Annotated in this window: 9 protein-coding genes; all 9 read right to left on the bottom strand. The window is 34.3% G+C overall.

The genetic code is table 11. The annotated features are described in order from the left end of the window. Positions 1–15: 15 nt before the first annotated feature. The 9 genes from ADIWIN_RS18510 to ADIWIN_RS18475 all read right to left on the bottom strand — a co-directional run bounded on the left by ADIWIN_RS18510 (position 16) and on the right by ADIWIN_RS18475 (position 12,458). Positions 16–3,096: a SusC/RagA family TonB-linked outer membrane protein gene (locus ADIWIN_RS18510; RefSeq protein WP_020898050.1), complete on the bottom strand. Its 3,081-nt coding sequence runs from the start codon at positions 3,094–3,096 to the stop codon at positions 16–18. A gap of 426 nt (positions 3,097–3,522) precedes the next feature. Further along, positions 3,523–3,897 carry a cupin domain-containing protein gene (locus tag ADIWIN_RS18505; RefSeq protein ID WP_020898049.1) on the bottom strand — a complete coding sequence of 125 codons (375 nt, stop codon included), beginning with the start codon at positions 3,895–3,897 and terminating at the stop codon, positions 3,523–3,525. 68 nt (positions 3,898–3,965) lie between these two features. Then, positions 3,966–5,522, bottom strand: a complete 1,557-nt coding sequence (locus tag ADIWIN_RS18500; RefSeq protein ID WP_020898048.1) for a heparinase II/III family protein — start codon at positions 5,520–5,522, stop codon at positions 3,966–3,968. A gap of 31 nt (positions 5,523–5,553) precedes the next feature. Beyond that, positions 5,554–6,189, bottom strand: a complete 636-nt coding sequence (locus ADIWIN_RS22020) for a DUF4962 domain-containing protein (protein ID WP_020898047.1) — start codon at positions 6,187–6,189, stop codon at positions 5,554–5,556. 114 nt (positions 6,190–6,303) lie between these two features. Then, the gene (locus ADIWIN_RS18495; protein WP_020898046.1) at positions 6,304–7,071 is read right to left on the bottom strand and encodes an SDR family NAD(P)-dependent oxidoreductase; all 768 of its coding nucleotides are present in this window, start codon (positions 7,069–7,071) and stop codon (positions 6,304–6,306) included. A gap of 21 nt (positions 7,072–7,092) precedes the next feature. After that, positions 7,093–8,181 carry a polysaccharide lyase family 7 protein gene (locus ADIWIN_RS18490; protein WP_040757730.1) on the bottom strand — a complete coding sequence of 363 codons (1,089 nt, stop codon included), beginning with the start codon at positions 8,179–8,181 and terminating at the stop codon, positions 7,093–7,095. Positions 8,182–8,221: 40 nt separating this feature from the next. Next, complete coding sequence (locus ADIWIN_RS18485) at positions 8,222–9,574, bottom strand: Nramp family divalent metal transporter (RefSeq protein WP_235047147.1); 1,353 nt, start codon at positions 9,572–9,574, stop codon at positions 8,222–8,224. Next, a complete protein-coding gene (gene gnd, locus ADIWIN_RS18480; protein ID WP_020898043.1) occupies positions 9,537–11,420 on the bottom strand; it encodes an NADP-dependent phosphogluconate dehydrogenase in 1,884 nt (627 codons plus the stop codon). Before gnd ends, ADIWIN_RS18485 begins: the two co-directional genes overlap by 38 nt. Positions 11,421–11,435: 15 nt before the next feature. Then, the gene (locus ADIWIN_RS18475) at positions 11,436–12,458 is read right to left on the bottom strand and encodes a polysaccharide lyase family 7 protein (RefSeq protein WP_020898042.1); all 1,023 of its coding nucleotides are present in this window, start codon (positions 12,456–12,458) and stop codon (positions 11,436–11,438) included. Positions 12,459–12,461 lie beyond the last annotated feature (3 nt).

Here is a 12,461-nt window from a genome sequence, read left to right as displayed (position 1 = left end):
ATGTGTTTATTATAATTAAAAATTAACGTTTAAACCAAGTGATAAGGTTTTAAATATTGGTGTACCACCTCTTTGAGCTCCGTATTGTCTAGGGTTGGCATCATCTACAAACTCTGGGTTGAAACCATGATACTCATCAGATGTAATGTAAACTAGGTTTTGTGCTGTTGCGTAAACTCTTAGTTTTTCCATACCTATTTTAGATACTATACTATCTGGTAATGTATATCCAAGGTTTATATTTCTCAAAGAAAAATAGCCTGCACTTTGAACTACGTCATTGGTATGAACTCTTTGTTGAAGAAATGATGTATGAGATATAACACCAGCATCAACAACTGCTTGTGGACTTGTAGTAGCACCTGTCCAATCTGTCCCAAAATACTGATCCCCAATATTCTTAACTTGCGCTCCTTGACTTCCTTGAATCATGAAAGAAAAATCAAAATCACCAATTTTAAATTCATTTGTCATACTCCATACGATGTCTGGGTATGGATCACCAAGTATTGTCTTATCCTCATCAGTAATTATACCATCACCGTTTAAATCCTTAACGATAACATCTTCTGATCTACCATTAATTGGAATCCATGGAGAATCATAATACTCAATCCCTAATTCTTCATCTACAACATAACCATAGAATGATGATAATGGACTTCCAACAGAGTTAATCCATTGAGAGTTTCTGCCAAAAGTATCTTCTAATAGTGCTCCGTCTGAATCACCCATATCTAACAATTTATTTTTGTTTGTTGATGCTATAACAGTAGTACTCCAGCTAAAATTCTCTTTAGCGATATTCTTTGTTCTTAACTCAAATTCCCATCCACTATTCTCTACTTTACCTAAATTTACGATACCCGAATTAAACCCAGAAACATAAGATACAGGATTTTCTAAAAGTAATTTATCACTTGTTCTTTTGTAATAATCAACCGATCCAGATATTCTATTATTTAGTATTGCGAAGTCTACTCCAGGATTGTACTCTTCTGAAGCTTCCCATTGTAATAATGCATTTGCAATATTAAGAGCGGAAACACCAGCAGTAACCCCACCTTCAGTAATGGCATTATTATTATCTAACAATGCTAAGTAAGGCCAGACGTCAGTAATATCGTTTCCTGTATCAAAATTCTCACTTCCTGTAAGACCATAACTAAATCTAAATTTTAAATTATTTAAAAAACCACTATCGACTAAGAAATCTTCTTTCGAAACATTCCAACCAACAGATATCGCAGGGAAATTACCCCATTTAGAGTCTATTCCGAAAACAGAACTACCATCACGTCTAAACGAAGCCGATAATAAATACTTATTAGCATACGCGTAGTTAACTCTAGCAAAATAACCGATCTTTCTTTGTGCTAGGTTTATTTCTACAGGCTCAGTAAACAAAGTTGCACCCTCTAAGTTTTTAAGTAAATCATTAGCATACCCACTACCTTCACTAGAACTTAGTTCAGAATTTCTAGACTGCACAGAAAAACCTGCTAACACATCAAAATCGTGATCACCAATTGTTTTACTATAATTTAATGTGTTATCTGAAATTATTCTAGATCTAAACCTATTCTCTAAACTATAAGCTGCTCTACCTGCTCCACCTGAGTGGTGTTTTGTACCATCCCATCTTGTTCTTTTACGAAAATCTAAAGTTACACCAAGTGATGTTTTTGCTTTAAGACCATCAATAATTTCATATTCTAAATAAGTAGAACCTAATAATTTTGTATTATACTCATAGTGTTCTCTTTCTACATACTGTGCATAAGGATTTGAATCCCCTGTTGTACGTGGTCTACTTGAACCAAAACTATCCGTAGGATCTACATCTAAATTAATTAAATCATCCTCTGCAAAATAGTCACCTACCTGGATGTTGGCAGCTGGATCAGTAAACTGAAGCGACTCTGCTGTATGGTATATAGGCAACCAAGGAGATTGTCTTAATGGGTTGTGGATAGAAGTAGGTAATGCTCTACGTTTTGAATACGAAGGAGTCACATTAATTCCAAATCTAAGATTTTTCGATAATTTAGTGTCTAATTTTAATCTTCCTGTTAATAACTTGTAGTTATCAGTGATTACAACACCTTCATCTTCAAGAAAGCTAAGTGACGAACTGAATTTTGTATCTTTAGTACCACCTCTTGCAGAAAAAGAATGACTAGTAATGGTTCCTCCATCAAAAAATATTTCTTGCCAATCTCTATCAACACCAAGCGTTTCTACTAATAATTGTGCGTATTTGGTTGTATTAGAAAGTTCACCTGTAGCAGCCATTTCTTGAGCAGCCCAACCAGACACACTCTTCTTATAATCTTCACTTTCATGAGCTTCTTTAAACCCTGTGTAAGTGTCATAACTAAATCTTGTTTTCCCTTCCTTACCACTTTTAGTTGTAATCAAAATAACACCATTAGCACCTTCACTACCATAAATAGCTGCAGAGGCTGCATCTTTTAATACTTCAAAAGATTCTACATCATTCATATTTAAAGAACCAAGAAAATCAGAACTTACTACAATTCCGTCTACTACTACAGCTGGCCCAGAGTCAGCAGCTATAGATCCAAAACCTCTAATAGTAATGGTCGGAGCAGCACCAGCTTCCGCTGAAGTCGCTTGAATATTAACACCTGAAACCTGACCAATTAAAGCATCGTCTACACGAGCTACTGCAATTTGGTCTAAGTTTTCATTTTTAACTTTAGATATTGCACCAGTTAAATGACTTTTCTTTTGTGTACCATAACCCACAACAACAACTTCTTCTAATGTATTAGCATCTTCAACTAATTGAACATTATATGTTGTTTGAGCATCAATGATTACAGTTTGCGTTACATAACCAACATATGAAAACTGAACAACATCACCTTTACTTACCTCTAATTGATAATTACCATCAAAATCGGTAGTTGCACCTCTAGTTGTTTTTATAATAATAATGTTTGCACCAGGTATGGGCATATTATCAACTGCGGAAGTCACCGTACCTGTTAAGGTATAGCTATCTTGAGCAAAAATCATTACACTAAAGAGTAGTGCAACAATTGTAGTAAGTTTAACTTTTAAATTCATAATTCATTGTTTAGATTAAATTTGTTAGTCCTTTATCGTTACCTTATTATCCCTATAAAAATAGGTATACTTAAACACAATTAAATTGATAAAATTTTTGTGTTGCTGCTTGGTTAACCAAATTGGTTGACCAGATTGGTTTACCAAATATATATAAATATTTGTTAATTACAACGTTTTCGTAAAGTTTATATGTTAAAATAGCAAAGGATTGAGTTAAAATAGCAAATATTAACTTTAATTGTAAGAATTTAACTACTATTTCGTAAAACCCTCACGTATAGGACTAAAGACATTTTTTAGCGTACCCACGGACGGTACAAGCTGCTTTAGATAATACGTGAGGTGGAATATAAAACAGAATCTCCATAATGGAGTAAAGCTGTTTTTTTTTAACCTCTAGTAAAGACTAGCTGATTTTTTGACTTAGGACTTATCCCCAAAATAAGATACTGCACCTCCACTTAAGAAATCTTCTCTTACAGGACTAAATGTATCAATTAGCATCCCTTCTTCTAAACAAACTGCACTATGCAATAAATTAGGTTCTATATATACTCCGTCTCCCGCTTCAACAATTTGCTTTTCTCCATCAATTTCAAATTCAAATTTACCCGAAACACAGTAGGTAGCTTGAGTGTGAAAATGTTGGTGAGGAGACCCTAATGCTCCTTTTTCAAATTTTACTTGTACCATCATAATTTGGTTATCATAACCTAAGAACTTTCTGGATACTCCTCCACCAAGTTCTTCCCATTGCATGTCTTTTGTGATAACGTACTTTTCACTAAATCTTTTCATATGTGTTATAGTTTTATTTTATTTGAAATAATAAGAACCTGACCATTCGTAGTTCTTATCGTTAATTTTTATAGTATGTTTTTTTCTTTTGAAGTCTCTGTATTTGCCGTTATAAACAGTTTTACATTACCATTTATATTAGTGATTTGTATTGCTGTGTAAGCGTCAGTATCTAAAACTACTTTTAATGCTGCAATATTACTGTTTGAGTTTACTGCAGATTCTGAAACCGGACTGTAACTTCCGTGCGATTCTATAACTGAAACAAAAAGGGTATTTTTAGTGTTTTTCCGTCTCAACATTAATGCTGCTTCGCGTCTTAAATTAAATCCTGGATCGTTTGCTCCAATTCTAGTAAAGAGCAACTCATCATTTGTATTGGTAACCGAAGTTAAGCTGTAAAACTTCCCTTTATTTAACCAAGACAATTGACTATTATCACTGGGCGCTTTTGCTGTTCCTTCAACAAACAGATGTTGATAGCCATTTTTGGTTCCTAAAGGGTTTAATGATTTAGGTGTTTGATATTCGAAGTTTGTTTCTACAACTTGCCCTAAAAAATAATAAGGAAAATCATATTGATTTGCTTTATCTGATGTCACCTTCATGATATCTAACATATACGGCTTTTCAAAATCTTCATCTTTTAGGATTGCCATGGTACGAAGCATTTCGGTTCCGGGATATGCATTTACTTCTTTTGCACTTGCAACTTGTACCTTTTCATTTTCTGAAGAAAAATAGTTTAAAACCGAATGATGTTGACTTCCAACTTCATACTTCCCATTAAAATGAGAAGTTTCATTTTGTGTCACCGTATTATGTGCAATAGTTTGTTTAGCCCACGTTTTGTTTTCCTTTAGGTAATTGCCACCACCTTTTTGTTCGATATTTACAAATCGTGCTAAACCGTAATCTTGAAGGATTTCTTCTCCTTTTTCATACAATGAATACGACAACTTATCATAATGACCATGACTAGAACCTTGTGCAGCATATTTAAAAACAAGCTCTATATCGTCTTGTCGCAAAATAGCGACACCGCCTTGTGTTCCTTTTGGTCCATCCGATAAATTAATTGATTTTTTGTTGAATGGTTCTTCGTTTCCATTTTTTATTCCTAGTGCAACAGCCAAACCAGAATCATCCAATAAGACTTTATTCTGTTCTTTAGCTATACTTAACAAACCTGGATCTTGTGTTCCAAAATGATATGAAATATCTACTGCTGTAACTAAAGCATCATTGTAATAAGACATGCCTTTTTGACCATCGTTAAGCGGAAAGAAATCACCATCTGCATCCGATAAATTTAATAAGGCATTTATAGATTTCAGCAATACACCTTCTTTATATTCAAATATTTTTAATTCTGGCTTTACGTTATGTAATCCTTCAGCAAAAATTAAAAACGGATACATCGCGTAACGTTGGTAATATGGGCCTTCGTTATAATAACCATCTGGTGAAAACGGCTCTTCTATATTGGCTAAAAAACCCGCTTTACCGTCTTTATTTAAAAAGCCACCATCATCATCTTTTTTATTTGTATCTAACTTTAAACCTTTAATACCATACAAAGCACGATCGATTAACTCTTGGTCATCCATTACTAAACCAATCATACCAACTGCAGCATTTCCCCATGTACTATGGTTATGTACTCTTTGGTAAAAATTGCGGACTGTCTATTGAAATATGATCTGCAAAGGGTTTAAATAAATTAGTTTCTAACGTGTTGCGTTCGTCTTCAGATAAATAGTTATAGACACAATCATAAGCCTGACTCACATACACTAACCAGTTAGAATCGTTTAAACATTGCCAGAATAATTTACCTCTTGCGTAGGATCTTGTTTTTGGATGTAGTGGCAATGTTTTATACATCGCTTCATATTGCATTAACATGTCTTTTACATATTTGGCATATTTTTCGTCATCTAAAATTTGATACAAAACAGCTGCTTTTTGCATCATTATCATGTTACTTTTATGACGTACATGCGTATAACCACCAGAATAATCTACAGGAATTGGTGTATCAATACCTAAAGCAATTTCTGCATCTATTTCCTCTTGAACTGCTTTTAAAGTATTATCAAAAATTGGAATATCACCCAATTGGGCTCTAATATCTTTGACGCCTTGTGCCGTAAGTATAAGTTTAGGATGCTCTTGTATTGTGGGTGTTTCAGTCGTATGTTCTATAGCAGATGTATTTTCTTCTTTGCAAGACATAACAACCATACCTACTAAAACAAATTGAAATAATTTAGACCATGAAAAATTCATAAGAAAGGCGTTTTTGAATTGACTCACCAAATTGGTTTACCAATATACTGATATTTGTTAATTTAAAATAATTCAACTCTTAGCTAAAAGTTAATTCTTCGTTCATGATAAGCATTACATATTGTAGACACCACCATTGATATCTAAAGTAGCACCTGTAATAAATCCATCGTATTCGGACGCTAAAAATAAAACCGCACGAGCGACATCATCCGCATTACCTGCGCGTTGGATTGGAATACCAGCTGTTGTTGCAGCCGCTGATTCCTTTGTTGTATGTGTGTTATGAAATGACGTCCCAAGAATAAGACCTGGAGCAACAGCGTTAACTCGCGTACCCTGTGCTCCCAATTCTGTAGACAAGGCACGTGTAAATGTTAGAATCGCCCCTTTACTGGTAGAATACACTAATGATCCTGGATGACCACCTTTACGTCCTGCAAGTGAAGCTAAATTAACAATACTACTGTTATCCTGTTTTGCTAAATATGGAGCTGCTGCTCGTGTTACAAACATCATAGAGGTAAGGTTTATATCCATAACCTTATGCCAAAATTCAGTCTCCATTTCATTCAGCATTTTACGAGCCACAAGTGAACCTGCATTGTTGATCAGTATATCTAAACTTCCTAAAATTTCTACAGTCTTTTTAACCATGGCATTCGCATCGGATTCTTTTGTTAAGTCACCAGATATTGCAATTGCTTTTACACCTTTACTATGCGCGTATGCTACTAATTGATTCGCCGTATCAGCACTAGAAAAATAGTGAATAGCAACATTAGAACCACTATCTATAAAATGCTTTGTAATCGCTTCTCCAATACCTTGTGCGCCAGCTGTAATAAGAATATTTTTACCAGCTAATTTATTATTGTTCATAATCGTCTTGTATTAATTGATTTAATCGTTTTTAGTAAAATAGCCCTCGTTAGAAACGGCATCTTCACTTATTGAAATACTTCCTTTTTTAAACCATACCTCAGCATAGTTTCCATCTGCATATTGTTTTTGGATATCTCCATTATGTGTTTCAGCACCAGAGCACCAATTTCTATTTACTTCTGGCGATTTTCCGTTAGTTTGATTGTAAGCACCAAGCTTAAAAAAACAACCTTCACCAGCGTAGGCACTTTTACGCTCTACTCCATCTTGACCGATTGGAACAAATAACTTTTGCGTTTGCTCGGGAATATCTTCGGTCGTTGTGTATTCTGATTCAAGTAAGTTTTTTGTAAACGTTTTGGTTTCATGACCTTCACTAGAAAAATTCAAAGTCATAATTCCCTTTTCTACTTTCACTTCATAGCTAAATTCTTCACCTAAAGCAATACCATCTTTAGGTTCTTCTGGATATGTGTTAACTGAATCACCAACAACAGCAAAGTCATTACCCCAAACAGCTGAAGAATAATCCCATCGTTTAGAATTATCATCACCTGCGGTATTAATTTCATAATGCCAAAACACCGAACCTTTAGTATGACCTGGGAATTTTTTATAAAATATTTTAAGAGGTTCATTTTCAAAAGCGTCAGCACTATGAATCTGCCCTACAACAACGGCATGCGAGGCTGCTACACGAGCATCACCTGTAGCCGAAACATTCATTACTTTAAGTGTTGCTGTTAATTCATCATTAGCCGTTTTTGGATACCATTTTTTTGTTTGCGCTAATTCAGTTCTCGTGTTATTAGAAGTACCATGGGTATCTCCACCATTTGGAGTTTTAAAAACAACCCAATCACTATTACCGTCATTTACCGTGTAAAAGAAATCTTTGTTTTCAAAATTATTAGCAATACCTGCATTTGAGCCATCACCTAAAATCAATTTCCAGTCATCAAAAAATGGAATAACGTCGCTTGCGTAAACAGTTTTTTCAACTTCTTTTTCAACAGGTTCTTTCACTTCATTTTTACAGCTATTTAGAATTAAAAAGAAACTAAAAAGTATCAATGTTGCTACTGATGGGATATGTTTTTTATTCATGTTTAAATTATTTAAAGTCATTAGTTTTTAATCTTAATTATTAGAAATAGTCTAAAAGTGCTATGACGCCATTATATGAAATCACTAGAGAAAAGAACAAGGCGGCATATAATCCGATGTAAACTCCTAGGCTCGTTTTATAATCTTTCATGACTTTTTTATTACTTAGCATAAGGATGATGCCGAGTATTACTATTGGCAATACAAACACATTAAAGACTTGGGATAGAATTTGAATTTCAATAGGATTTGCTCCAAACGCAGGACCAATTAAAGCCACTAAACAAGCTATAAAAGTTATAATTCTAAATTGTTTGGAATTGGTATCTAATTCACCCGATTGGTAATCTGCGATCAACAAAGGTGCAATTAATAAACAAGGAAAAATAGATGATAAGCCTGCACTTAATGCGCCAAAAAAGAAAATAGTAACAGCCCATTTTCCTGCAACGGGTTCTAAAGTATTTGCCATATCTAAAACTTGGGTAACTTCTTTACCTTGATAATACAAAGCCCCAGCCGCTACAGCCATAATAACTCCACTAATAATAAATATTAAAACAGCTGCTGTAATTGAATCTCTTTTTTGTTGCCCTAAGTTTTTAATCGTCCAGCCTTTACCCTTAACAAATAATGGTCGTGATAAGAATGTCGCAGAAGCCATCGTCGTTCCCACAAAGGCTGCCACTAGCATTTGACCACCTGGCACATCTGGAATTGTTGGTAGTAATCCTTTTACAACATCTATTGTAAGAGGTTGTACAAAGCACAAGGAAAGCACAAAAGACATTCCCATTAAGGTTACAAAAATGACCAATATTTTCTCGAAAAACGTGTACTTACCAACCAACATTAACAAGTAGAAAATCACAATAATAACAATTGCTGTGATGAGTACGGTTTCATATTTGTACGCCGATAATCCTTCAAAATTCACCGCTAATATTTCAAAAATTATATTGGATGAAATTCCTAAGATTCCCATTAGTGAGTTCCATTGTCCGAACGTAATACCAATAATAATCGCAATAGCTAAAACTTTACCGAATTTAAAATGTTTTTTAAATCCAAAAAGCGCGGTTTCACCAGTAAGCAAAGCATAATTCCCGTAAGCAAACATTAAAATTCCCGAAAAAATACAACTTATTAAAAGCACCCACAATAATTGCATATTGAATTTACTACCTGCAACAATCATAGACGTTACACTACCTGTACCAATAGTATAACCAATCGCAAATATCCCTGGACCAAACCCTAATATGATAGCAATGATTTTTTTGAAAAATGATTTTTTTGGTGTGGTTGCTTCCATATGAATAATGTATTGGTTTTTGATTGTTAGTTGCTCGTGTCTAATTCCAATTGGTGTGATGATTTTTTCCAGAATCATCATCCAATCTTTGATACGTATGCGCACCAAAATAATCGCGTTGTGCCTGAATGATATTTGCAGACGCATATGATGTTGTAATTCCGTTTAAAAACTGAATAGCTTCTCCTAAAGCAGGAGTTGTTATGTCATTAAGTACACATTGAGAAACCACCTTTTTTACTGAAGGTCTGTATTGATTCACAAGATCGATTAGCTTTGAATTTGTTAAGATGTTGGTTGTGTCTTTAAATATGTCAACCAAATCTTCCATTAAAGCAGATCTAATGATGCAACCGTTTGTCCAGATTCTAGCAATTTCACTAAGATTTAGATCCCATGAAAATGTATTTGAAGCTTCTGAAATCAGTTTAAAACCTTGATAATGATTTATAATTCTAGCAAACTGATACGCCTCTAAAATGTCATTTGTAGTTAGATTTAATTCAGAAGTTCTTGAGTGTTCAAAATTCTGATTTAATTGAACTCGTTCTTCTTTGTAAAAAGAAATATATCGTGAAAATAAAGCAGAAGCGATTAATGTACTTGGTACACCGAGTTCCGCTGAAGCCATAGTGGTCCAATTTCCTGTTCCTTTATTTCCGGCCTTGTCTAAAATTTTATTGACCAACCAATCGTCACCTTCCTTTTTTCTAAAAATATCAGCTGTTATTTCTAACAAGTAACTATTTGCTGTAGACTTCCAAGTCTCAAAAGTATTAGCGATGTCATCTGGAATTTGACCTAAAGCTTCTAAAATAGTAGCGACCTCGGCTAACAATTGCATTTCTACATACTCCACTCCATTATGTACCATTTTTATAAAATGACCACTGCCTTCTGGTCCAACATAGGTACAACATGGTAAGCCATTTTTATCTTTAGCCGCTATTTTTTCTAGAAAAGGTTGCACGCTTTTATAGGCCTTAAGATCACCACTTGGCATTATGGATGGTCCTTTTAATGCCCCTTCCTCACCTCCAGAAACTCCAGCTCCTATAAAATGAATGCCTTTGGTTTTTAAATAATCAACACGCTCTTTTGTGTTTACATAGTTAGAATTTCCGCCATCAATTAAAATATCATTTTCAGATAAATGTGGTAGTAAATCTTCAATAACGTAGTCTATTGTTTTTCCTGCATTCACCATGAGCATAATGCGTCTTGGTTGTTGCAATGCGTTTACAAAAGCTGCAATATCATCGAAAGCTTCAGATTGAGATAATTCAGGAAATTTAGCTTTAAAATCTTTAGCAATATCGACCTCAACACCATCCACATGCCTATTAAACATTGCAATCTTGAATCCGTTATTAGCCAAGTTTCTGCATAGGCTTTTTCCCATAACTCCTAAACCAAATAATCCAAATTCTGACTTGTCCATTAATTTGTGTTTTAAAGTTTTTATAATGCTTTCTGGCGTTAAGCTAATATCAATTTGAATGGCATCTTTTGGTTCTTCCAAAGTATCAAACTGCGATTTCAATAATTCTGAAGGCATAAAGTGATTACGCCTTCGATTCACTCTATTATAAATTTGATTAAAATCTCCTCTTAGATATACCCATTTTGTTTCTGCTTCAATATCCAAACTTAAAATGTCTCTATACTTTTCCTTTAATGCAGAACAGACTATGACGCAACTGTTTTTAGTCAATTGCTTTTTAGCTAAATCATTCAATGTTTTTAACCAGCCTTGTCTATCATCATCATTTAAAGGCAGTCCACTAGACATCTTTTTAATGTTAGCTTTTGGATGAAAATCGTCTCCATCAAAAAAGGGAAGATCTAATTCTTCCGCAAGTAATTTTCCAATAGTGCTTTTTCCACATCCCGAAACTCCTATTACAAATATGACTTGCTTCAATTTAAGTTTGTTTTATTAATTAGGTGGTGTTGCTGAACCTACAGTTGCCGATTTAAACCAAACCTCAGCATAACTTCCGTTGGCATATTGTTTTTCTATATCACCATCATACGTTTCAGACTTGGTAGATTTACCGTTAGCCTGATTATAAGCCCCTTGTTTGAAATAATTTATTTCACCAGCATAAGCAATTTCTCTTTCTACACCCACAGTTCGTCTTGACGCATAATTATCAATAATCTGTTGCGGAATATCTGCTTTTGTAGCAAAGTCTGATTCTATTAAACTTTTAGTAAACGTTATGGTCTCGTGTCCTTCGCTTGTAAAGGTTAAACACATAATACCCTTATAAACATTGACTTCATAGCTAAATTCTTCACCTAATGCAATACCATCTTCTGGTTCTGCAGGACTAGTCGTTTCATCATCTCCAACCACTGAAAAATCATAGCCCCAAACTGCTGTTGAAAAATCAAATCTACCAGAGTTATCACCTTCTGTATTTATTTCATAATTCCAAAACACAGAACCTTTCGTATGACCCGGGAATTTTTTATAGTAGATTTTTAAGGGTTCGTTTTCATGGCCTTCATCACTATGAATTTGTCCGACAACCACAGAATACGAGGATGCCACATCGGCATTTCCAGTTGTAGAAACATGTTGCACTTTTAATGTTCCTGTTAGTTTTCCGCCAGTTTCTGGAATCCAATGTGCTTTTTCACCAAGTTCTGTTCTTGTGTTACTCGATGTTCTTGAAGTAATACCAGAATTTGGTGTTTTATAGACAACCCAATCCGTTTTGCCATCATTTTCAACATAAAAGAAATCGTCTTTTTGGTAGTCTACTAAATCATCCACGTAGGTTCCATCTCCTAAAAGAATTTTCCATTTGTCCATAAACGGAATGACATCACTTGGGTATTTTGCCTCTTGTTCTGTTTCGTTTTCAACCGTTACTTCTGGATTCGTTTCGGTATTATTTTTACATCCAACGATTAGTAAAAGTGTAAAAATTGTAAATATTGATTTTTTCATTTT

It is taken from the genome of Winogradskyella psychrotolerans RS-3, from assembly GCF_000427335.1.
GTDB lineage: Bacteria > Bacteroidota > Bacteroidia > Flavobacteriales > Flavobacteriaceae > Winogradskyella > Winogradskyella psychrotolerans.
The sequence above is the reverse complement of the archived record's forward strand: the minus strand, read 5'-3'. Positions and strand labels throughout refer to the sequence as shown.

Excerpts from the sequence above, each read along its gene's own strand:
- ADIWIN_RS18510 (WP_020898050.1), bottom strand. The coding sequence starts at position 3,096 with ATGAATTTAAAAGTTAAACTTACTACAATTGTTGCACTACTCTTTAGT.
- ADIWIN_RS18505 (WP_020898049.1), bottom strand. The coding sequence starts at position 3,897 with ATGAAAAGATTTAGTGAAAAGTACGTTATCACAAAAGACATGCAATGG.
- ADIWIN_RS18500 (WP_020898048.1), bottom strand. The coding sequence starts at position 5,522 with ATGATTGGTTTAGTAATGGATGACCAAGAGTTAATCGATCGTGCTTTG.
- ADIWIN_RS22020 (WP_020898047.1), bottom strand. The coding sequence starts at position 6,189 with ATGAATTTTTCATGGTCTAAATTATTTCAATTTGTTTTAGTAGGTATG.
- ADIWIN_RS18495 (WP_020898046.1), bottom strand. The coding sequence starts at position 7,071 with ATGAACAATAATAAATTAGCTGGTAAAAATATTCTTATTACAGCTGGC.
- ADIWIN_RS18490 (WP_040757730.1), bottom strand. The coding sequence starts at position 8,181 with ATGAATAAAAAACATATCCCATCAGTAGCAACATTGATACTTTTTAGT.
- ADIWIN_RS18485 (WP_235047147.1), bottom strand. The coding sequence starts at position 9,574 with ATGATTCTGGAAAAAATCATCACACCAATTGGAATTAGACACGAGCAA.
- ADIWIN_RS18475 (WP_020898042.1), bottom strand. The coding sequence starts at position 12,458 with ATGAAAAAATCAATATTTACAATTTTTACACTTTTACTAATCGTTGGA.